Source organism: Pseudomonas brassicacearum, assembly GCF_009601685.2.
GTDB lineage: Bacteria > Pseudomonadota > Gammaproteobacteria > Pseudomonadales > Pseudomonadaceae > Aquipseudomonas > Aquipseudomonas kilonensis_B.
Genome location: NZ_CP045701.2, coordinates 5,088,805 through 5,108,113, shown reverse-complemented (window position 1 = coordinate 5,108,113; position 19,309 = coordinate 5,088,805). Strand labels below are relative to the sequence as shown.

The window sequence follows — 19,309 nt, the reverse complement described above, 5'->3', positions numbered from 1 at the left end:
CGGGGCTGTTTCGGGATGCATTGCCGGGAGCAGCAGAGCACAACTGTGGCGAGGGGATTTATCCCCGCTGGACTGCGCAGCAGTCCCAAAACATTCGAACCTGACCAGTTTGGTCCACCGAGGCGCCTGGTTTTGGGGTCGCTTCGCAACTCAGCGGGGATAAATCCCCTCGCCACAAAGATATTCGCGCGACAGTAATCGGGTCGCCACACAAGCATGCGCGGCGTAGGATAGCGGCCTGTTTTCAAGTCTTGTTATCGGAGTTGCCCATGAGCGCCGTCAATCGCGCAGCGGTGGAAGCCGTCCTTCGCCAGTACACCGACCCTTACCTGAACCAGGACCCGGTCAGCGCCGGATGCGTGCGCGCCATCGACATCCAGGGAGATCGCGTCAGTGTCCAGCTGGAAATCGGCTATGCCGCCGACCTGTTCAAGAGCGGCTGGGCGCAGATGCTGCAAATGGCGATCGAGGCCATGGACGGGGTGAGCGCCGCCAAAGTCGACATCACCAGTGTGATCGCCGCCCACAAGGCCCAGGCGCAGGTGCCGGGGCTGGCGAACGTCAAGAACGTGATCGCCGTGGCCTCGGGCAAGGGCGGCGTGGGCAAGTCCACCACCGCGGCCAACCTGGCCCTGGCCCTGGCGCGTGAAGGGGCGAAGGTCGGGATTCTCGATGCAGACATCTATGGTCCGAGCCAGGGCATCATGTTCGGTGTTGCCGAGGGCACCCGGCCACAGGTCAAGGACCAGAAGTGGTTCGTGCCGATCCAGTCCCATGGCGTGGAAGTCATGTCCATGGCCTTCCTGACCGACGACAACACGCCAATGGTCTGGCGCGGGCCGATGGTTTCCGGCGCCTTGCTGCAACTGGTCACGCAAACCGCCTGGGGCGACCTGGATTACCTGGTGATCGACATGCCACCTGGCACCGGCGATATCCAGCTGACCCTGGCGCAGAAAGTCCCGGTGGCCGGTGCGGTGATCGTCACCACGCCTCAAGACCTGGCCTTGCTGGACGCACGCAAGGGCGTGGAGATGTTCCGCAAGGTCAACATCCCGGTGCTGGGCGTGGTGGAGAACATGGCTGTGCACATCTGCTCGAACTGTGGGCATGCCGAGCATCTGTTCGGCGAAGGGGGCGGGGAAAAACTGGCGAGCCAGTACGGCGTCGAATTGCTGGCTTCGCTGCCGCTGTCGATGCTGATCCGCGAACAGGCCGACGGCGGCAAGCCGACAGTCATCGCTGAACCGGACAGCCAGATCGCCATGGTCTATCAGGAACTGGCCCGCCACGTGGGCGCGCGGATCGTGTTGCAGGAGGCTGCGTCACCGGCGATGCCGAACATCACCATGAGCGACGATTGACCGGCTGAACAGCAATCCCATGTGGGAGCGAGCCTGTGGGAGCAAACCTGTGGGAGCACAGCTTGCTCGCGATAGCGGTTTTAAAGCCACAGATGTGTTGTATGTGACGCCGTCATCGCGAGCAAGCTGTGCTCCCACAAGCCCACTCCCACATTTGGTTATGCGCTGGGTTTAGATCCGCAACCCGCCATCCATCTCCAGGATCCGACCGGTGTAATAGTCGTTCTCGAAGATATACGCTGCCGAATGAGCGATCTCCTCGGGCTTGCCCATGCGCTTGAGTGGGATCCCCGAGGTCATTTTTTCCAGGGCCTCGGGCTTCATGCCCAGGGTCATCTCGGTTTCGATGAAACCCGGTGCGATGCCCGCCACGCGGATGCCGTAGCGCGCCAGTTCCTTGGCCCAGGTCACGGTGGCGGCGGCCACGCCGGCCTTGGCGGCGGAGTAGTTGGTCTGGCCGACATTGCCGGCGCGGGAGATCGACGAGATATTGATGATGGCGCCGCTGTTTTTCAACTCGACCATTTTCGCCGCCACTTCACGGGTGCACAGGAATACACCGGTGAGGTTGACGTCGATCACGGCCTGCCACTGGGCCAGGCTCATCGTGGTCATTTCGCCGTCCTTGACCTTGAGCAGCAAGCCGTCGCGCAGGATCCCGGCGTTGTTGATCAGGCCGTGGATCGCGCCGAAATCCTCGACGACGCGGGCGACCATGTCGATCACCTGCTCTTCATTGGCGACGTTGCACAGGTACGCCCGGGCTTCGACGCCCTTGGCTACACACGCGGCAACCGCCTGGTCGAGTTTCTCCTGGTTGAGGTCCACCAGGGCCAGCTTCGCGCCTTTGCCCGCGAGATACTCGGCCATGGAGCGGCCCAGGCCCTGGCAACCGCCGGTGATAATGATTACTTTGTCAGTGAGTTGCATGCTCATGTCCAGGTGGCGCAGCGGTGGAGGGGACCTTCGGGGACGTCTCTCGATTTGCGACGGTGTAGCCCGGTTGCACACGAGAACTGCCCTATCGGTGTATCGGAACATTACTCCAGTCGCCTGACCGTTTTCTAGACGGATTTCATTAAAGGAGTCATAAATTGAGCGTTGAAGCTGTCAAGCATGCCCGCGAACTTCTGCTCAAGGAATACCGTGGAGTGCTCTCCACTCATTCCAAATCCATGCCCGGCTTTCCGTTCGGCTCCGTGGTGCCCTATTGCCTGGACGATCAAGGCCGGCCACTGATCCTGATCAGCCGGATCGCCCAGCACACTCACAACCTGCAAAAAGACCCCAGGTGTTCGATGCTGGTGGGCGAGCGGGGCGCCGAGGATGTGCAGGCCGTGGGGCGCCTGACCTACCTGGCCGAGGCCCGCAAACTCGAAGACAGCGCTGCCATCGAGGCTGCCGCCGAGCGTTACTACCGCTATTTCCCTGACTCGCAGAACTACCACAAGGCCCATGATTTCGATTTCTGGGTACTCGAGCCGGTACGCCATCGCTACATCGGCGGCTTTGGCGCCATCCACTGGATCGACCAGCTCACCCTGGCCAATCCCTTCGCCGGCAAAGCCGAAACCAGCATGGTCGAGCACATGAACGCCGACCACGCCAAGGCCATTGCCCATTACGTGGAACTGGCCGGCCTGCCGAAAAGCGAACCGGCGCAATTGGTGGGCATCGACAGCGAAGGCATGCACCTGCGTATAGGCCAGGGCCTGCACTGGCTGGCCTTTCCGACGCCTTGCAACACGCCGACACAAGTGCGCGAAGCCTTGGTTTATCTGGCTCACGCCGAGCAATGGCCAAAAAATGCGGAGGTCGACGCTTGAATTCACGAAAGGGCGACGTCATTTAGGTTTTCATAGCAAGGCATTCTTGCGTTGAGGAACCATTTGATGCGCCCTTTTTTGTTGCTCTTTCTGCTGTTCCCGGTGTTGGAGCTGTTCGTATTCGTCAAGGTCAGCGGTGCGATCGGGTTTTTCCCGGCGCTGCTGCTGGTCATTCTCGGCTCGATGCTCGGCGTGTTCGTGCTGCGCATTGCTGGCCTGGCCACGGCGTTGCGTGCCCGTGAAAGCCTGAATCGTGGCGAGTTGCCTGCCCAGACCATGCTCGAAGGCCTGATGCTGGCCCTGGGTGGCGGCCTGTTGATCCTGCCTGGTTTTATCAGCGACGTGCTGGGCCTGGTCATGCTGTTGCCGTTCACCCGTCGGTTGCTGGCCAATAAAATGCGCCAGCGCGCCGAAGAGCAGGCGATTCGTCAGCGCGCCTTCGCCGATGACCTCCAGCCCCGCGGCGGTCCGGCTCCGCGCGAGCCTTTGGGCCGCGAGCCCGACGTGATCGAAGGCGAATTCGAACACCGCGATTCCAAGTAAAACCTGCGACACGGCGCCTTCGGGCGCCGTGTTCATTTTGGCTGCGCGCAGTAAAAAATTTTCTGCCCCGCCCTTGTAATCCACTTGTGCGCCCTTATGTAACGGTCACCGCAAGGTTTCCGGTGGTGACACCGGACAGACTTCCGCGGTTCGACTGACGAACCGCACCCGGCTCTGCCGGCTTTGTTAAACCCGCCGGGACTACACCGGCCGATGAAAACCAAAAATTAGGAGAGATCGACAATGAAGCTTCGTCCTCTGCATGACCGCGTCGTCATCCGTCGCAGCGAAGAAGAGAAGAAAACCGCTGGCGGTATCGTCCTGCCAGGTTCGGCTGCTGAAAAAGCCAACCACGGTGAAGTTCTCGCTGTAGGCCCAGGCAAGGCACTGGAAAACGGTGAAGTACGTGCGCTGGCCGTGAAAGTGGGTGACAAGGTTGTGTTCGGCCCTTACTCCGGCAGCAACACAGTGAAAGTCGACGGCGAAGACCTGCTGGTAATGAGCGAGAACGAAATCCTCGCTGTTCTCGAAGGCTGATTCCCCCGCCCATTTTCCCATTACTACAAAGTATTTAAGGAATATCGATCATGGCTGCTAAAGAAGTTAAATTCGGCGATTCCGCCCGCAAGAAAATGCTCGCCGGTGTCAACGTCCTGGCTGACGCAGTAAAAGCGACCCTGGGCCCGAAAGGCCGTAACGTGATCATCGAGAAGAGCTTCGGCGCTCCGACCATCACCAAGGACGGCGTTTCCGTAGCCAAAGAAATCGAGCTCAAAGACCGCTTCGAAAACATGGGCGCGCAACTGGTCAAAGACGTTGCCTCCCGTGCCAACGATGACGCTGGCGACGGCACCACCACCGCGACCGTCCTGGCTCAATCGATCGTCAACGAAGGTCTCAAAGCCGTCGCTGCCGGCATGAACCCGATGGACCTCAAGCGCGGCATCGACAAGGCGACCATCGCCATCGTCAAAGAGCTCAAGGCGCTGTCCAAGCCATGCGCTGACACCAAGGCGATCGCTCAGGTCGGCACCATCTCCGCCAACTCCGACAACTCCATCGGCGACATCATTGCCGAAGCCATGGAAAAAGTCGGTAAAGAAGGCGTGATCACCGTCGAAGAAGGCTCGGGCCTGGAAAACGAACTGTCGGTCGTAGAAGGCATGCAGTTCGACCGTGGCTACCTGTCCCCGTACTTCGTCAACAAGCCGGACACCATGACCGCCGAGCTCGACGGCCCGCTGATCCTGCTGGTGGACAAGAAGATCTCCAACATCCGCGAAATGCTGCCAGTGCTGGAAGCCGTTGCCAAAGCCGGCCGCCCACTGCTGATCGTGGCTGAAGACGTTGAAGGCGAAGCCCTGGCGACCCTGGTCGTGAACAACATGCGCGGTATCGTCAAGGTCGCTGCCGTCAAGGCACCAGGCTTCGGCGATCGTCGCAAGGCCATGCTGCAGGACATCGCCGTACTGACCGGCGGTACCGTTATCTCCGAAGAGATCGGCCTGAGCCTGGAAAGCACCACCCTGGAGCACCTGGGTAACGCCAAGCGCGTGATCCTGTCCAAGGAAAACACCACCGTGATCGACGGTGCCGGCGTCGAGACTGACATCCAGGCTCGCGTGACTCAGATCCGCGCCCAAGTGGCCGAGACTTCGTCCGACTACGACCGTGAAAAACTGCAAGAGCGCCTGGCCAAGCTGTCCGGCGGCGTTGCAGTGATCAAGGTTGGCGCTGGTTCCGAAGTTGAAATGAAAGAGAAGAAAGCCCGCGTTGAAGACGCCCTGCACGCCACCCGCGCAGCCGTCGAAGAAGGCGTGGTACCTGGCGGCGGCGTGGCACTGGTTCGTGCTCTGCAAGCCATCAGCGAACTCAAAGGCGACAACGATGACCAGAACGTGGGCATTCAGTTGCTGCGTCGCGCTGTCGAAGCCCCGCTGCGCCAGATCGTTGCCAACTCCGGCGACGAGCCAAGCGTTGTGGTCGACAAGGTCAAGCAGGGTACGGGTAACTACGGTTACAACGCTGCTACCGGCGAATACGGCGACATGATCGAAATGGGTATCCTGGACCCAGCCAAAGTGACTCGTTCGGCTCTGCAAGCGGCTTCGTCGATTGCCAGCCTGATGATCACCACCGAGGCGATGATCGCTGAAATCAAGGAAGACGCTCCAGCTGGCGGCGGTATGCCAGACATGGGCGGCATGGGTGGCATGGGCGGCATGATGTAAGCCAGCCTTACCCCTGTAGCGAAAAAACCCGCCTGCGAAAGCAGGCGGGTTTTTTTTTGCCTTGGGTTTATCCCGGCATTGAGCTGGACCCAGCTGTCTCTGTGGGAGCAAAGCTTGCTCGCGATTGCGGTGGGTCAGCTTGCCGGGATGCTGAAGCTGCCATTGCGATCGCGAGCAAGCTTTGCTCCCACAGGGTTTGTCCGGGGCGTTTTCAGGCGTTGGAAGGCTGGCTCAACGCCACGCGATCAGTCATGACGGCCGGTCGGTACAGGATGTAGTAGTAGCACCCCAGGCTGATCAGCCAACAGAACACCGCGGTCCACACGTTGTGGGAAAAGAAGTGCGCCCCTTGCATCATCCGACCCACGGAGAAGACTGTTCCCAAGGTAAAGGCGAATACCAGGACCTGGCGGGCCAGGCGTGGGCGGCGGTCGCGCAGGACGAAGAACAGCGCAAACAAGGTGAACCCGGTGGCGGCGTGGCCGCCGGGCCAGCATCGACCGGGTTTGTCCGTGGCCGGGCGCGGGCTTAGCAGTTCGCTGTAGGTTTCCTTGCCACCGAATTCCTTCAGGCTCCAGGGGCATTGCACCGCCGTCACCGCTTTCATTGGCGTGACGAAGGACGTCGCCAGTGCCAGGGACAGCACCAGGCAACCGAGCTCGCGCTTGAACGGTTTGAGCCAGCTGATGAAGAATGAGCTGATGAATCCCAGGACCGCCAGCACGGAGAATACGATAACCACCTGTTTGGCTCGATCGTGCAGGATGTCTTCCAGAAAAAAACTGTGCCGACCGATGAATCCACCCGACATCGGGTCGTAAAACAGCTTGGCCACGTCCATGTCCAGCGTGGTCAACTCCAGCAACACCAGCGTCGCTGCGACGACGACAGGCAGGCCCAGGGCAAGCCAGAAATTCAGGGGTCTGGAAGCGGGTCGGATGACGGTGGAAACCATGGCAATACCTTTGATGGGAGTTTTCGTAAAGCAGCGCGTTGCGCAGTCTGGTCTGCGTTGCGTCGGGACGGTGTGAATGCTGGGTGAAAAACTCGTCAATGCCAACGAGTCCCGTGCCTGGGCTCACTTGCCCGCTCCCACAGAGGCCTGAGCTGCCGCGACCCGATACAACCCTAGCCGTGAGGCACGCTTGGCCGTAAGCTGCGCGGGCCAAGATGGCCGTTAACTGTGTACGCAGAGGTGCCCATGCGAATTCTATTGGTCGAAGACAACCGCGATATCCTGGCCAACCTGGCCGATTACCTGGGGCTCAAGGGCTACACCGTCGATTGTGCCCAGGACGGTCTGTCGGGGTTGCACCTGGCCGCGACCGAACACTACGACCTGATCGTGCTCGACATCATGCTGCCGGGCATCGATGGCTATACCTTGTGCAAGCGCCTGCGTGAAGACGCCCGGCGCGATACACCGGTGATCATGCTCACCGCCCGGGATCAGTTGGACGATCGTCTGCAGGGTTTCAAGTCCGGGGCCGATGACTACCTGATCAAACCGTTTGCCCTGTCGGAACTGGCGGCGCGGATCGAAGCTGTCATGCGTCGGTCCCAGGGTGGTGGCCGCCGTGCCTTGCAGGTCGGCGACCTGAGCTACGACCTCGATACCCTGGAAGTGACCCGTGAAGGCAAGCTGCTCAAGCTCAACCCCGTAGGCCTCAAGCTGCTGGCGGTATTGATGCAGAAAAGCCCTCACGTGCTGCGCCGCGAAATCCTCGAAGAAGCGTTGTGGGGCGATGACTGCCCGGACAGCGACAGCCTGCGCAGCCACGTCCATCAACTGCGCCAGGTGATCGACAAACCGTTCGACAAACCGTTGTTGCACACCGTACATGGCGTCGGCTATCGCTTGGCCGAGGGCCGCGATGGAGTTTAAGCAGAGCCTCGCCCAACGGATCATCATCGCCTTTGCGCTGATGAGCGCATTGGTGGCTGGCGCTTTCGCCATGGGCATTGTGGCGACGGTCCATTTGGTCGAAGAAAAACTGATTTCTGCCGGGCTTGGCGGCGATCTGCAGCGCTTGCTCTTGATGGACAGCGTCTCGGACTGGAACCATCGCCCGGAACCCGACCAATTGTTTTATTTCAGCGGCGGTCCAGGTGACTTCGAGTTGCCCAAGGACCTTCGCCATCTGGAACGTGGTTTCCACGAAGTGTTTCGCGAGCAGTTGTCGTATCACGCCATGGTCGAGATCGTTGACGGCCGGCGCTACGTGTTGCTGCAAGACCAGAGTGATTTCGAAGAGCGCGAGCGGGTGCTGTTTGCCGTGGTGCTGGTGGGCTTTGTGCTCAGCCTGGCGCTGGCGGTATTTTTGGGCTGGGTCCTGGCGCGCCGGGTGATGGCGCCGGTGGTTCGCCTGGCCCGGCAAGTGCGCCATCGCGACCAACTCCTGGGCCTGGCTCCGCCACTGGCCCCGGATTATGCCGCCGATGAAGTGGGTGAACTGGCCGTGGCGTTCGACGCAACACTGGGGCGCTTGCGCCAGGCCCTGACCCGGGAACGATTGTTCACCAGCGACGTGAGCCATGAGTTGCGCACACCGTTGATGGTCTTGGCGACCTCCTGTGAATTGCTGGCGGAAAACCCGACACTGGACCTGCGTGGTCGCACCCAGGTCGAGCGCATCAACAGAGCCAGTGAAGAGATGCGCGAACTGGTGCAGACCTTCCTGATGCTCGCCAGGGCCCAGCGTGAAGACAATGGCATGTCGCCTCGGCTGAACCTTGCACAGGTGGCTGAAAATCTCCTCGGCGTGTGGCGCGACCCCATCGAATCCAAAGGTTTGACGCTGATCTTCGAACCGGGACAAACCCTCGACACCTTGTATAACGCCACTTTCCTGACCGCCGTCATGGGCAATTTGCTGCGTAATGCCTTGCACTACACCGACCAGGGGTTCATCCGTCTCTCGTTGACTGCCACTGGCTTCGTGGTCGAGGACAGCGGCGTGGGCATCCCGGAGGAGAAGCGCGAGGCGATGTTCGAGCCATTCGTGCGCGGCAACGAAAAGCGCGGCGAGGGGCTGGGGTTGGGGTTATCCCTGGTGCAACGGATTTGCGAGAACCAGGGCTGGACGGTGAGTCTCAGTACGATGGAACCCAATGGTTGTCATTTCGAAGTGGAATTGAATCCAAAGGGCTAAGCGTATGCACGGAAAAGTCTTGTAAATATTTATGGCATTTACGTGACTTCATTTTCACAGAGACATGACATCTCGAATCATAAAGTGGGCCGATCAGTCACGGAGCCCCCTTTATGTCCAAACCCATCAAGCTGGACTTTTCCGAAAAATACGACGAACAGCACGCCAAGAAATATTTTCATAAGCATCGCAGTGGCTTGAGTCGCCGTCTGTCCAACCAGCGAGACCAACAACTGGCCCGGCGTGCATTGGCGCTTGTCGGTGACCCTGGCCTGGTATTGGACCTGCCGTGCGGTGCCGGGCGCTTCTGGCCCTTGTTGGCCGAAAAACCGAACCGGGTCATCATCGGCGCGGACAATTCCGAGGCCATGCTCAAGACCGCAATGGAGGCTCAATCGGCCGATGTGGTGAAACGGGTACAACCCTTGCACACTTCTGCATTCGACATTGCCTTGCCTGATAACGCCGTCGACAGCATTTTTTGCATGCGCCTGTTGCACCACATCGGTGAACCCGCGCATCGACTGGCGATTCTCAAGGAATTCGAGCGCGTTACCCGTGATAGCGTGATCGTTTCGTTATGGGTCGATGGCAATTTCAAGGCCTGGAAACGCAAGCGTCAGGAACGCACTCGTGGGCAAAAAGACTACCAGAATCGATTTGTGTTACCGGTTGCTACAGTAGAGGATGAGTTTCGGCAGGCAGGGTTTCGCATTCAGGAACGGCTGGATTTTCTACCGCTCTATGCCATGTGGCGAGTTTATGTATTACGCAAGAGGTAAGGGCATGGGTGTGCAGGCAGTAGAGGCATCAACGAATTTTCCCGGTGACTTTGAAGATTTCTGGAGCCAGCAGGGAGAGTGGGTGGAAGAGCCCAATGTACGTCGCGGCGGTGAAAGCGGCGTACAACGTATCAAGAGCAAGGACGGCAAGCTGCTTTATGCCAAGCGTCAGACCGGACATATTTATCGTAGCTGGTTGCACCCGTTCGGTAGACCGACCGTGCTGCGCGAGCAAGACGCACTCCTGGCGTTGACCCGACTGGGTGTTCGCGTCCCCCAGCTCATTTTCTGTGGCGCCCAGCGGGACCCGGTTCACAAGTGGCGTGCGCTGCTGGTGACCCAGGCGCTGGAAGGATTTGAAGAGATCGAGCACTGGTATGCCGGAGGTGGCCGCGAGCGCCATGGCGAAGCGGTGCATGATCAAATCCTCCTGGCGCTGGCTGAAAACCTGGCGCGCATGCACAAGGGCCGTTGGCAACATGGCTGTATCTATATCAAGCACGTCTTTGTACGCGTGACCGGGGAGGGCGAGGCGGCCAAGCCCGAGGTGGCTTTGCTCGATTTTGAAAAGTGTCGCCAGCGCCTGACCGCCCAACGTGCGGCATCCCATGACCTTAAGCAATTGCGGCGCCACTCGTCGTTTAGCGACGCTGACTGGAAAAAACTCGTCTACTTTTACGAGGCGGCGTTTGGCAGCGCTATCAAAGGTTTATAGCGATGAAATTAGAAATTGCTAGAGGTTTGTTTTTAGTCGCAGCCCTGGCAGTTGCATCAATGGCGGTGGCTGTATGGGAGCAGCCCCGCTCGCAGATCCTCAGCGCTTCCAATGCTGATACGTATTGTCCTTTGCCGCGTGTGGCAAAGGTCAGCGAGGCGATCCAGCCGGACGATGATCTGCTGCTGTTCATGTTCAGCCTGTCCCAGGGGATGAGGCCGCAAAGTTGAGAGACATGAAGCCAAAATAAAGGCCTCGCTTGTGCGAGGCCTTTATTTTTGTTTTGGTTTTTTAGAAGGCCACTACAAGCCTCCAGTCAAACACACAACCCGTGGCGAGGGAGCTTGCTCCCGCTGGAGCTGTATGGGCGGGAGCTGTGTAGGAGCTGTCGAGTGCAACGAGGCTGCGATCTTCTCATTGCTCATTGAGTCAAGAGCGAAAGATCAAGATCAAAAGATCGCAGGCTTCGCCAGCTCCTACAGAGCCGAGCGGGAGCAAGCTCCCTCGCCACAAAAACATCCCGTACCAGCAAGTTTGCTTCAACACTCCTCAGGCTTTGTCCGGCTTGGCCAGCAGCGTGTAGACGCAAGGCAACACGAACAACGTGAACAAGGTGCCAATCGACATCCCGGTGGCGATGACCGTGCCGATGTCGAAGCGGCTCACCGCCCCGGCGCCTGTGGCGAAGATGAGCGGCACCATGCCGAACACCATGGCTGCGGTGGTCATCAGTACCGGCCGCAGACGAATCGACGCAGCTTGTTCCACGGCTTCGCGCGGTGTCAGGTTCTGTTCCCTGCGCAGCTGGTTGGCGAATTCGACAATCAGGATCCCATGCTTGCTGATCAGGCCAATCAGCGTCACCAGCCCCACCTGGGTATAGATGTTCATGCTCGACCAGCCTAGGAACAGCGGGATCAAGGCGCCGCAAATCGACAGCGGCACGGTCACCAGGATCACCAGCGGGTCCCGGAAGCTTTCGAACTGTGCGGCCAGTACCAGGAAGATGATCGCCAGGGCCAAGGCAAAGGTCACCCACAACGCGCTACCTTCCTGTACGAATTGGCGCGAAGCCCCGGCGTAGTCGAAGGCAAACCCCACCGGGGCTTCCTCCCGGGCAATCTGGCGGACGGTCTCGATCGCCTCGCCCATGCTCACGATGGGAAAGCCCGAGATGGTCACCGCATTGAGCTGCTGGAACTGGTTCAGTTGTCGCGGCCGCGCCCGGTCGCTGACCTTGATCAGGGTCGACAGCGGGAGTGATTCACCCTTGGCATTTTTCACGTAGTAGTTGTTCAACCACTGCGGGTTGTCCCGGAAGGGGCGTTCGACCTGGGCAATGACCTTGTAGCTGCGTCCCTCGAGGGTGAAGCGGTTGATCTCAGCCTCGCCCAGCAGTGTCGCCAGGGTACCGCCCAGGTCCTGCATCGAGACGCCCATCTGGGCGGCCTTGGCGCGATCGATATCCACCACGACTTCGGGCTTGTCGAACGCCAGGTCAATGTCCATGAAGGCGAACTTGCCGGATTCCAATGCGCGCTTTTTGACCCGCTCGGCAATCTCCAGCAGCGTCGCATAGTCCTTCGGCGAGTTGATGACGAACGCGAACGGCAAGCCTTCACCGGTCCCCGGCAGCGAGGGCAGGTTGAAACCGAAGATCTGCAAGCCAGGCACGCTTTCCAGCTTGGCCTGGACCTCTGGCAGGATTTCCATCTGGGTACGGCTGCGTTCGTTCCAGGGCTTGAGCAGAAAGCCCCCGATGCCCGACTGTACGCCGTTGTAGCCGTTGATCTGGAACGAGGAGTAGTACTCGGGGAACTCCTTGAAGATAGTAATGAAGTGATCGGTGTACGTGTTCAGATAGTCAAGGTTGGTGGGTTGCGGAGCGGTGGCCATCATGAAGATGATGCCCTGGTCTTCGTCGGGTGCCAGTTCGGATTTGGTGAACATGATCAGCACCGGGATCAGCAGCAGGACGATCACGGCGAACACCAGGACCACCGGCCGGGTGTTGAGCGTGCCATGGAGCATGCGCTGGTAACGGCTCTTCAAGCTTTCGAAAGCCCTGTCCAGCCGATGAGCCAACCCCGAGGGGTTCTCGTCGTGGCGCAGGAGCATGGCGCACATCATCGGTGACAAGGTCAGGGCGACGATCCCGGAGATCACCACCGCCCCGGCCAAGGTCAATGCGAATTCCTTGAACAAGGCTCCGGTCAGGCCCTGCAGCAGGCCGATCGGCGCGTACACCGCGGCCAGGGTGATGGTCATCGAGACCACCGGCATGGCGATTTCCCGGGCACCTTCTATCGCGGCGTCGAATGGGGTCTTGCCTTCCTCGATGTGCCGGTGAATGTTTTCCACCACCACGATGGCGTCGTCCACTACCAGACCGATGGCGAGCACCATGGCCAGCAGGGTCAGGAGGTTCATCGAGTAGCCCATCAACTGCATGAAGAACATCACGCCGATCATCGACAGCGGAATGGTCACCACCGGGATGACCACCGAACGCAGGGCACCGAGGAACAGGAACACCACGACGATCACGATCAGCACCGCCTCGAACAGGGTTTTCACCACTTCGTCGATGGAGGCCTGGATGAACAGGGTGGCGTCGTAGGCGATCTCGGCCTTGAGGTTGGCCGGGAGCTGGGCCTCCATGTCCGGCATGATCTTGCGCACTTCCTTGATCACATCCAGCGGGTTTGCACCGGGCGTAGCCTTGATCCCGATGTACACCGAGGGTGTGCCACCAAAGGAGCTGATGGTGTCGTAGTTCTCGGCACCCATCTCCACGCGGGCCACGTCCCGCAGCAACACGCGGCTGTCGCCCTCGGTCTTGAGCGGGATCGCGCCGAAGGCCTCGGCGGACTTGAGTTCGGTATTGGCGTTGATGCTGGTGACCACATACTCGCCTTTCACTTCACCGGCGGCGGAGAGGAAGTTTTGCTGGCGCACGGCATTGGTCACGTCGGCCGCAGTCAGGCCGAAACCGGCGAGCTTGACCGGGTCCAGCCACAGGCGCATGGCAAAGACCTGGTTGCCGAGGATCTCCGCCTCAGCCATGCCTGGCAGGGTCGCCAGTTTGGGCTGGATCACCCGCGACAGATAGTCGGTGATCTGCGGGTTGCTCAGTTCCTTGCTGAAGAAGCTGATGTACATCAGTGCCGAGGCATCGGCGGCCTCGCGGCTGAGGACCGGGTCCTCGGCATCCTGGGGCAACTGGTTCTTGACCTCGTTGGCCTTGGCCAGCAATTCGGTAAAGAGCCGGTCGCTGTTGGAGCCGATGCGGGCGTAGACCGAAATCACCGAGAAATTCTGGCGGCTGACCGAGGTCATGTAGTCGATGCCCTCGGCACTGGCCAGGCTCTGCTGCATCGGCTGGGTGATGTAGCCCTGGATGGTCTCGGCGTTGGCCCCGGGGTAGGCGGTGGTCACCGTGATCAGGGCGTTCTCCATTTGCGGATACTGGCGCAGGGGCAACTTGCTCCAGGCCTGGAAGCCCAGCAGCACGATCAAAAGGCTGACCACGGTGGCGAGCACCGGACGGCGGATGAACGGATCGGTAAAAGCCATGGGGGTTCCTTGATCAGTCCGCGCGGGGCGGGCTGTTCTGTTCGGTCAGGGTCTTGTCGTCGCTGATGGCGATCGGCGTACCGTTATCGAGCTTGAGCTGGCCGGCGATCACGACTTGCTCGCCGCTCTGCACGCCTTTGGTCACCAGCACCTGCCCGTCGCGTCGCTCGCCGGTTTCTACGAAACGCCGTTCAGCGATCAGCACCGGCTGGCCCTTGTCGTTTTTCTCGACAGTGCCGTCGGCGGTTTTCTTCTGGCTCACCACGTACATCGAGTTGCCGTAGAGGGTGTAGGTCACGGCGCTTTCCGGCGCGACGATTCCGGCGGCCACATCCGGCAGGATCACCTCCAGGTTGGCGAACATGCCGGGCAGCAGCTTGTCGTCGGGGTTGGCCAGGGTGGCACGTACCAGGACGTTGCGGGTGCTGTCCTCCACCTTGGGGTTGATCGCGCTGATGGTGGCGACGAAGTTTTGCCCGGGATAGGCCGAGACACTGACGTTGACCGACTGGGCAACGGCGAGCCTGGGCACGCTTTGCTCAGGGACGTAGAAGTCTACGTAGAGGCTGCTGAGGTCCTGCAGGGTGGCGATCACCGTGCCGCTGGCCAGGTAGTCGCCAACGTCCACCTGGCGAATGCCGACGGTGCCGCTGAATGGCGCCAGAATCTGTTTTTTGGCCAGCGAAGCCTTGAGCTGGTTGACCGTGGCCTGGTTCTTCTTCAGTTGCGCCGAGAGCCGGTCGAACTCGCCCTTGGAGATCGCCTGGCTGCCCACCAGTTGTCGGCCGCGCCCGAAATCCAGTTGCGCCAGGCCAAGGTCGGCTTCGGCAGTTTCCAACAGGGCGCTTTCGACGTCACTGTCCAGTTGCAGGAGCGGCTGGCCGGCCTTGACCTTCTGCCCGGACTGGAACTGCACCTTCTGCACGGTCCCGGCGATTTCCAGGCTCAGGTCCACCCCTTGCAGCGCCTTTAGGCTGCCAACGGTGGGCAGACGGGTTTGCCAGGGTCGCTGGGCGACCGTAGCCACGGCCACGCTGACCGGCGGTTTGGGGGCAGAAAACATCTGGATCTGCTGGTAGACGGAGAAGGCCTTGTAGCCGGCGAGCAACAGCACCACCAGCAGGACAACACCCAACATGATCAGCATGCGGCGTCGCAGCATGTTCCACTTCCTTGGAAAGAGCCGAGAGAAAATACAGACAGGCGGGCACATTACCCTGAGTGTGCGGGCTATTCCAGATGTTCGCAGGCGGTTGGTGCGTGGGTTTTTTCCGAAAAAACAGGGAGCTCGGCACCGAGGGTGCTTCGCTCCCTGGCTCAGGCCAGATGCAAATGGTTGTCCCAGAGCCCTGCTGGCAGATCCAGTGGTTTTGCAACCAGTTGTGTCTGCCGGCAATCGTAATATCGGCAACGCCCTTGGCCCGAGGTCACGACAAACCCGTCGGCCACCGCGCCCACACCGGCACAGTCCGGCAGCGGCGCATCCAGGCGTACTTCGCCACTGTCCAGGTCCCAGATAAAGAAGCGGTTGCCACGGGGTGCGGTCAGGGCCACCAGGCGCAGGTCGCTGTGCACGGCGACGCTGGCGGTGTAGTGCCCCATGGCCTGCAATTGCTCTTCGGGCACCGGGAACGCCTGGAACGGCTGGCCCGGCCGCTTGATCGCCAGCAATTGCGACGACTCGTGGGCAGCGCCCATGAACTGCTGGCCGGAGACGATGGTGCCGTCGCTGGCGATGCCCAGGTGGCGCACGCTGTTCATCGATTGGGCGAGGGTTTCCTTGCTCAGCAGGGTGCCATCGCGTTGCATCAGCACCAGGCTCGGCTCCATGGCGTCGAGGTTCATTTCGACCCGGCTTTCGGCCTCGGTGCGAATGCCGCCATTGGCCACCACCAGCGTTTCGCCATCGGGCATCCATGACACCTGGTGCGGACCGATGCCATGGGTGGACATCTCGCCGCTGTGCACCAGTCGCTCGCCTTCGAAACGGTACACGCCCAACAGGCCGCGTCCAGGGTCGGTGGTGTCGTTCTCGGTGGCATACAGCCATTCGCCGCTTTTGTGGATCACCGCGTGGCCATAGAAATGCCGGTTCGGCAACGAGGTGATGGTTTGCAGCAGCGTCCCGTCGCGCAGGTCGATCAGGTAGCTTTCGGTGCCTGGACGACGGGCAACGAACAGCGCAATCGGCTGCGTCGGGTGATTGATGATGTCATGGCAACGCTGGCCGACCTGGGTGGCGAACACCCGGGTGCCGTCCAGTCGATAGCCGACGGCGTAGTGCTTGCCGTCGCCATCGTCCCGTGCCGAAAGCAGGAGCGGACTCTTGTCCTTTTGCTTGAACAGCGTCCAGCCGCCCAGGGTGACGACGCCGAGCAGCAAGCTGCCCAGTGCCAGGACCTGACGTCGAAACATGATCAGTCACCGTCGTTGGCATTGAAGCCCAGTTGAATGCCCAACGCCTTGGCCAGTTCGCCCTCGTGCAGGCGATGGACGACGTTGAGGCTGTCATACAAATCGTTGAGTTGCTGGCGCCCGGCGTCATCGTTGAGCATTTCGATCAGCGAACGCTGGCTGCTGGCGAACAACTTCAAGGAGGCATCGTAGGCGGCATCGATCTTGTCGGCCAGTGGCTTCTGGTCGCTTGGCAACAGGCCGCGCAGACCCTTGTTGTCCACGCCTGCCCAGACGGTTTTCGCTGCGCTCAGGCTGGCCTCCAGGCCCTGCAACGACGACTGGCTGCGCCAGGCATCGGCCTGGAACGGCTGTGGCACGCCTTTGCTCTGGCGGCCCATCGGTGTGCCGAGTTTTTTCTTCAGCGTATCCAGGGCGGTGACCTGGACCCGCAGCAGATCGGCGATGGCCTCGTGGGAATCGGCGTAGCGCTGGTTGGGGAACTTGCTCATCTGGGCGAGCATGCCGTCGTTGGTGTTCCAGCGCGACAGGATATCTTCGGCCAGTTGTTTCTGGCGTTCGCCGATGGCGGTGAGCAGCGGGCAGTACTTGGCTTTTTGCGTGCTGTCGGCCATGTCGATCTTGGCGTCGAACAGCAGGTATTCATAGGCCGAGAGGCCCTGGACCACGACACTGGACTTGGCCAGGCCAGCGGCGTCGATCTGTGGCTGGCTGTTGACCAATTGCTCGACCTGACGGCCCACCAGGTTTTTCTTGTCCGGCCAGAACTGCACCTGCCAGGCGCGGTTGCCCTCGGCCAGCGGACCGATCAGCAGCGGTTGCAGCTCGGCCCAGGCTTTTTGCGCCTTGAGGAAATCGGCGCGGGCGGTTTCCAGGTTTTCCTTGCCTTGGCAGAACGCCAGGGCGCTGGTCGCCAGTTGCCGGTCGGCATCGACCCAGCGGCTGTAGGTCGGCAGGATCACTTGCTTGGCGATGGCGGCCGAGGTGACCGCTTGCGGGTCCTGGGGCGAGCAGGCGCCTAGGGCGATGGCGGCGAGGCTGGTGAACAACAGCTTGGGACGGAACATGTCGTGCTCCCACTTCTGGAAAAGGCGTTTAAAGGGAATTCAGAAAGGCCAGCAACGCAGTGCGCTGCTCGGCATTGAACGCTAAAACCTGGCGCTGCGCCGCTTGTGCCTCGCCGCCATGCCACAGCACGGCTTCGAGCAGGTTGCGGGCCCGGCCGTCATGCAGGAACTGGGTGTGGCCGTTGACGGTTTCGGTCAGGCCGATGCCCCACAGTGGCGGGGTTCGCCAGTCACGGCCGCTGGCCTTGAATTCGCTGCGGTTGTCCGCCAGGCCTTCGCCCATGTCGTGCAACAGCAGGTCGGTGTAAGGGCGGATGACCTGGTTCGCCAACTCCGGTTCGGCGGCGTTGGCGGAGGTGGTGTATTTCGGTGTGTGGCAGGACTGGCAACCGGCCTGGAAGAACAGATTCTTGCCCGCCAGTACCTGGGGTGAACTCACCTCGCGCCGGGCCGGTACGGCGAGGTTGCGGCTATAGAACAGCACCAGTCGCAGGATGTTGTCGCTGACTTCCGGTTCGCCGTCCGGGCCATTGCCGCTGGGCGCGCGCTTGCAGTCGACCTGGGTCTGGGTGCAATCGTCGAAGGGCCGCAGGCTTGTCGTCAGGCCCATGTCTCCAGAGAACGCGTGGACGTTCTGTTGGTTGAGGTTGGGCTGTCCGGCCTTCCAGCCAAACCGTCCAAGGACGGTTTTTTGCTGGACATCGTCCCAAACCTGGTTGGGACGCCCGGCGATGCCGTTTTTCTCCCGGGCCTGGGCTTCGGCGTTTGCCAGGATGGCCTCGTCAGGGATGGCCTCCAGCAGCCCAAGGCCGATCATCGGCGGGGCGACGCGGGCGGAAAAACGCGTGTCCGGGTGCATCGGCCCATAGGCCAGTTGGGTGATCTGCAAATCCGGCTTGCGCAGTTCCACGACGGTGCCGTCCTTGAAGCGCACCGGAACCTTCGTGTAATCGACCCGCACTTTGCCTTCGGGGGCGACGCCGGGCACGGACATGTCTTGCAACTGCCCGCCGTAAACCGGTTCCGGCACCACCCCCAGTTGTTCGATGACCTTGGCGTAAGGCGGCGCGTCGGGGATCGACAGGCGTACCAGCATCGATACTGCGGTGGGCGCGTCCGGTGCTGGCGGGTGGCCGCGACCGTCCTTGATATGGCAGTTCTGGCAGGCGTTGGTATTGAACAAGGGCCCGAGGCCGTCGCGGGCGGTGGTGGTCGCGGGGGCGATCACCCAAGGGCTGCGGAAGAAACTGTTGCCGACGCTGAAATCCACACGGCGCGAGGGCGGCAGGTTGGCCGAGGGCAGGGAAAAGGCGTTCTGATCCGTCTTGCGTACCGTCGCGGCGCCACCGGAACGGGCTTCACCCGGTTCGGCCTGGGTAAAACGCGGGGCATCATCGCAGGCGCTCAAGCCCAGGGCCATGAACAGCGCACATAAACGAAGAGGCAACGACGGCATCGGGCGTCCTGGGAGATGAGTGAAAACGAGGGCGCAAAGTCTAACAGGGCGGGGCAGTTTGAATAAGAGGAATTATCGTTTGGTTTGAAGGAGGCTGCATGATTCTGACACTGCGTAGGAAGGGCTGTGTCGCAGCGGTGTAGGAGCGGTGTAGGAGATGTGTAGGAGATGTGTAGGAGCTG

17 protein-coding genes are annotated in these 19,309 nt (G+C 60.8%); 10 read left to right on the top strand and 7 right to left on the bottom strand.

Features of this window, described 5'->3' with window-relative positions; genetic code table 11:
• Positions 1-269 precede the first annotated feature (269 nt).
• The gene (apbC, locus tag GFU70_RS22030; protein WP_116641447.1) at positions 270-1,364 is read left to right on the top strand and encodes an iron-sulfur cluster carrier protein ApbC; all 1,095 of its coding nucleotides are present in this window, start codon (positions 270-272) and stop codon (positions 1,362-1,364) included.
• A 171-nt stretch (positions 1,365-1,535) separates the two neighbouring features.
• Here the strand turns inward: apbC and GFU70_RS22025 are convergent, their stop codons facing one another.
• On the bottom strand, positions 1,536-2,294 hold the full coding sequence (locus GFU70_RS22025; protein ID WP_153388810.1) for an SDR family oxidoreductase: 759 nt from the start codon (positions 2,292-2,294) through the stop codon (positions 1,536-1,538).
• A 164-nt stretch (positions 2,295-2,458) separates the two neighbouring features.
• On the opposite strand from GFU70_RS22025, the gene GFU70_RS22020 reads away from it, so the two are divergent.
• The 4 genes from GFU70_RS22020 to groL all read left to right on the top strand — a co-directional run bounded on the left by GFU70_RS22020 (position 2,459) and on the right by groL (position 5,964).
• The gene (locus GFU70_RS22020; RefSeq protein WP_153388809.1) at positions 2,459-3,190 is read left to right on the top strand and encodes a HugZ family protein; all 732 of its coding nucleotides are present in this window, start codon (positions 2,459-2,461) and stop codon (positions 3,188-3,190) included.
• A gap of 66 nt (positions 3,191-3,256) precedes the next feature.
• Positions 3,257-3,733, top strand: coding sequence for an FxsA family protein (locus tag GFU70_RS22015; RefSeq protein WP_058542224.1), 477 nt, complete (start codon positions 3,257-3,259; stop codon positions 3,731-3,733).
• Positions 3,734-3,976: 243 nt separating this feature from the next.
• Positions 3,977-4,270, top strand: a complete 294-nt coding sequence (locus GFU70_RS22010) for a co-chaperone GroES (RefSeq protein WP_003204913.1) — start codon at positions 3,977-3,979, stop codon at positions 4,268-4,270.
• Positions 4,271-4,320: 50 nt separating this feature from the next.
• Entirely contained in the window at positions 4,321-5,964 is a 1,644-nt protein-coding gene (gene groL, locus GFU70_RS22005) for a chaperonin GroEL (protein ID WP_116641448.1), read from the top strand.
• A 211-nt stretch (positions 5,965-6,175) separates the two neighbouring features.
• On the opposite strand, the gene GFU70_RS22000 is transcribed toward groL, so the two are convergent.
• Positions 6,176-6,919 carry a phosphatase PAP2 family protein gene (locus GFU70_RS22000; protein WP_116641449.1) on the bottom strand — a complete coding sequence of 248 codons (744 nt, stop codon included), beginning with the start codon at positions 6,917-6,919 and terminating at the stop codon, positions 6,176-6,178.
• A 246-nt stretch (positions 6,920-7,165) separates the two neighbouring features.
• On the opposite strand from GFU70_RS22000, the gene colR reads away from it, so the two are divergent.
• The 5 genes from colR to GFU70_RS21975 all read left to right on the top strand — a co-directional run bounded on the left by colR (position 7,166) and on the right by GFU70_RS21975 (position 10,843).
• Entirely contained in the window at positions 7,166-7,849 is a 684-nt protein-coding gene (gene colR / locus GFU70_RS21995) for a two-component system response regulator ColR (protein WP_058544498.1), read from the top strand.
• Positions 7,839-9,116, top strand: coding sequence for a sensor histidine kinase (locus GFU70_RS21990; protein WP_058544497.1), 1,278 nt, complete (start codon positions 7,839-7,841; stop codon positions 9,114-9,116). The genes colR and GFU70_RS21990 overlap by 11 nt, the downstream gene beginning before the upstream one ends.
• Before the next feature lie 113 nt (positions 9,117-9,229).
• The gene (locus GFU70_RS21985) at positions 9,230-9,898 is read left to right on the top strand and encodes a class I SAM-dependent methyltransferase (protein ID WP_058544496.1); all 669 of its coding nucleotides are present in this window, start codon (positions 9,230-9,232) and stop codon (positions 9,896-9,898) included.
• A 4-nt stretch (positions 9,899-9,902) separates the two neighbouring features.
• Positions 9,903-10,613, top strand: a complete 711-nt coding sequence (locus tag GFU70_RS21980; protein ID WP_058544495.1) for a lipopolysaccharide kinase InaA family protein — start codon at positions 9,903-9,905, stop codon at positions 10,611-10,613.
• Between the two features lie 2 nt (positions 10,614-10,615).
• A complete protein-coding gene (locus tag GFU70_RS21975) occupies positions 10,616-10,843 on the top strand; it encodes a hypothetical protein (protein ID WP_058544494.1) in 228 nt (75 codons plus the stop codon).
• A 319-nt stretch (positions 10,844-11,162) separates the two neighbouring features.
• Here GFU70_RS21975 and GFU70_RS21970 read toward each other — a convergent pair whose 3' ends face one another.
• From GFU70_RS21970 to GFU70_RS21950, 5 genes are all read right to left on the bottom strand, one after another.
• Entirely contained in the window at positions 11,163-14,189 is a 3,027-nt protein-coding gene (locus GFU70_RS21970; RefSeq protein WP_058544493.1) for a multidrug efflux RND transporter permease subunit, read from the bottom strand.
• Positions 14,190-14,202: 13 nt separating this feature from the next.
• Positions 14,203-15,351, bottom strand: a complete 1,149-nt coding sequence (locus GFU70_RS21965) for an efflux RND transporter periplasmic adaptor subunit (RefSeq protein WP_058544492.1) — start codon at positions 15,349-15,351, stop codon at positions 14,203-14,205.
• A 155-nt stretch (positions 15,352-15,506) separates the two neighbouring features.
• Positions 15,507-16,604 (bottom strand): DUF1513 domain-containing protein, encoded by a 1,098-nt coding sequence (locus tag GFU70_RS21960; RefSeq protein ID WP_064107036.1) that lies wholly within the window; start codon positions 16,602-16,604, stop codon positions 15,507-15,509.
• Between the two features lie 2 nt (positions 16,605-16,606).
• The gene (locus GFU70_RS21955; protein ID WP_058542351.1) at positions 16,607-17,671 is read right to left on the bottom strand and encodes an imelysin family protein; all 1,065 of its coding nucleotides are present in this window, start codon (positions 17,669-17,671) and stop codon (positions 16,607-16,609) included.
• Between the two features lie 28 nt (positions 17,672-17,699).
• Positions 17,700-19,127, bottom strand: a complete 1,428-nt coding sequence (locus GFU70_RS21950) for a di-heme oxidoredictase family protein (RefSeq protein ID WP_116641451.1) — start codon at positions 19,125-19,127, stop codon at positions 17,700-17,702.
• Between the last annotated feature and the right edge of the window lie 182 nt (positions 19,128-19,309).

Coding starts and splice junctions, on each gene's coding strand:
- GFU70_RS21960 (WP_064107036.1), bottom strand. CDS start 16,604: ATGTTTCGACGTCAGGTCCTGGCACTGGGCAGCTTGCTGCTCGGCGTC.
- GFU70_RS22015 (WP_058542224.1), top strand. CDS start 3,257: ATGCGCCCTTTTTTGTTGCTCTTTCTGCTGTTCCCGGTGTTGGAGCTG.
- colR (WP_058544498.1), top strand. CDS start 7,166: ATGCGAATTCTATTGGTCGAAGACAACCGCGATATCCTGGCCAACCTG.
- GFU70_RS22000 (WP_116641449.1), bottom strand. CDS start 6,919: ATGGTTTCCACCGTCATCCGACCCGCTTCCAGACCCCTGAATTTCTGG.
- GFU70_RS22010 (WP_003204913.1), top strand. CDS start 3,977: ATGAAGCTTCGTCCTCTGCATGACCGCGTCGTCATCCGTCGCAGCGAA.
- GFU70_RS21980 (WP_058544495.1), top strand. CDS start 9,903: ATGGGTGTGCAGGCAGTAGAGGCATCAACGAATTTTCCCGGTGACTTT.
- GFU70_RS21950 (WP_116641451.1), bottom strand. CDS start 19,127: ATGCCGTCGTTGCCTCTTCGTTTATGTGCGCTGTTCATGGCCCTGGGC.
- GFU70_RS21975 (WP_058544494.1), top strand. CDS start 10,616: ATGAAATTAGAAATTGCTAGAGGTTTGTTTTTAGTCGCAGCCCTGGCA.
- GFU70_RS21990 (WP_058544497.1), top strand. CDS start 7,839: ATGGAGTTTAAGCAGAGCCTCGCCCAACGGATCATCATCGCCTTTGCG.
- apbC (WP_116641447.1), top strand. CDS start 270: ATGAGCGCCGTCAATCGCGCAGCGGTGGAAGCCGTCCTTCGCCAGTAC.
- GFU70_RS21985 (WP_058544496.1), top strand. CDS start 9,230: ATGTCCAAACCCATCAAGCTGGACTTTTCCGAAAAATACGACGAACAG.
- GFU70_RS21970 (WP_058544493.1), bottom strand. CDS start 14,189: ATGGCTTTTACCGATCCGTTCATCCGCCGTCCGGTGCTCGCCACCGTG.
- GFU70_RS22025 (WP_153388810.1), bottom strand. CDS start 2,294: ATGCAACTCACTGACAAAGTAATCATTATCACCGGCGGTTGCCAGGGC.
- GFU70_RS21965 (WP_058544492.1), bottom strand. CDS start 15,351: ATGCTGCGACGCCGCATGCTGATCATGTTGGGTGTTGTCCTGCTGGTG.
- GFU70_RS21955 (WP_058542351.1), bottom strand. CDS start 17,671: ATGTTCCGTCCCAAGCTGTTGTTCACCAGCCTCGCCGCCATCGCCCTA.
- groL (WP_116641448.1), top strand. CDS start 4,321: ATGGCTGCTAAAGAAGTTAAATTCGGCGATTCCGCCCGCAAGAAAATG.